Genomic DNA, 1,161 nt, shown 5'->3' with positions numbered 1-1,161 from the left:
CTGGACGCAATCGCTGACAGCTATGGCCGCATCGCTGCAAGAGCAATGGCAACAAGCTGGCGCGCACAACGCGAGCCAGCAGCAACGGTTGCTCGACACCATGGCGCAGACCGCGCGCGAGATGTCCACGCAGACCGAGACGCATGCGAAGAACACCGTCGCCGAAATCACACAACTCCTGCAAGCCGCTGCTGAAGCACCGCAGGCCGCGGCCGAAGTTATGTCCCAGATGGCATCGCGCGACGAGCAGCGCCTCTCGGCCTGGACGCAATCGCTGACCACCATGGCCGCATCGCTGCAACAGGAATGGCAGCAGGTCAACGCACACAACGCAAGCCAGCAGCAGCAGCTCTTCGACACGGTGGCGCAGACCGCACGCGACATGTCCGCCCAGACCGAAGCGCATGCGAAGAACACCGTCGCCGAAATCGCACAGCTGCTGCAAGCCGCTGCTGAAGCGCCCCGCGCCGCCGCCGAAGTGGTGACCGAGCTGCGCCAGAAGCTCGCCGACAGCATGACGCGCGACAACGCGATGCTGGAAGAGCGCAGCCGCATCCTCGAAACGCTGGCCACCCTGCTCGACGCAGTGAACCACGCATCCACCGAACAACGCACAGCCATCGACACGCTGGTGTCCGCATCGGCGGACCTGCTGGAGCGCGTCGGAAGCCGCTTCACCGAAAAGGCCGATGCCGAATCCGAGAAGATGGCCGCCGTTGCCGCGCAGATCACCGGCAGCGCCGTCGAAGTGGCCAGCCTGGGTGAAGCCTTCGGCCTTGCCGTGCAGATGTTCAGCCAGTCGAACGACAAACTCGTGGGCCACCTGCAGCGCATTGAAGGCGCGCTGGGCAAGTCCATTACGCGCAGCGATGAGCAACTGGCCTACTACGTGGCGCAGGCCCGTGAAGTGATCGACCTGAGCATCATGTCACAGAAGCAGATCGTCGAAGACATGCAGCAGATCGCCAGCAGGCAGCAACAAGCGCCGGTGGACAGCGAAGCATGATGCGCGAAGAGCTCGACGCCGGCTTCGACGAGCCGGGCGTGCCGGTGTGGGCGGTGTTCGGCGACCTGATGGCCGGCCTGCTCGGTGCCTTCGTGCTCATCCTGGTGTGTGCGCTGGGCATGCAGCTGGAGCTTGCATCGAAACTGGAAACCGAA

At 64.3% G+C, this 1,161-nt stretch carries 2 pseudogenes; both read left to right on the top strand.

Features of this window, described 5'->3' with window-relative positions:
* Window positions 1–1,006 (top strand): annotated as a pseudogene (locus tag ACSFA3_RS24760) (DUF802 domain-containing protein); the annotation flags it as partial.
* Window positions 1,006–1,161: pseudogene (locus ACSFA3_RS24755) on the top strand (OmpA family protein); the annotation flags it as partial. The pseudogenes ACSFA3_RS24760 and ACSFA3_RS24755, both read left to right, overlap by 1 nt.

The sequence above is a fragment of the Variovorax glucosi genome (genome assembly GCF_051216695.1).
GTDB lineage: Bacteria > Pseudomonadota > Gammaproteobacteria > Burkholderiales > Burkholderiaceae_C > Variovorax.
This window is presented reverse-complemented; position numbering and strand designations above follow the sequence as displayed.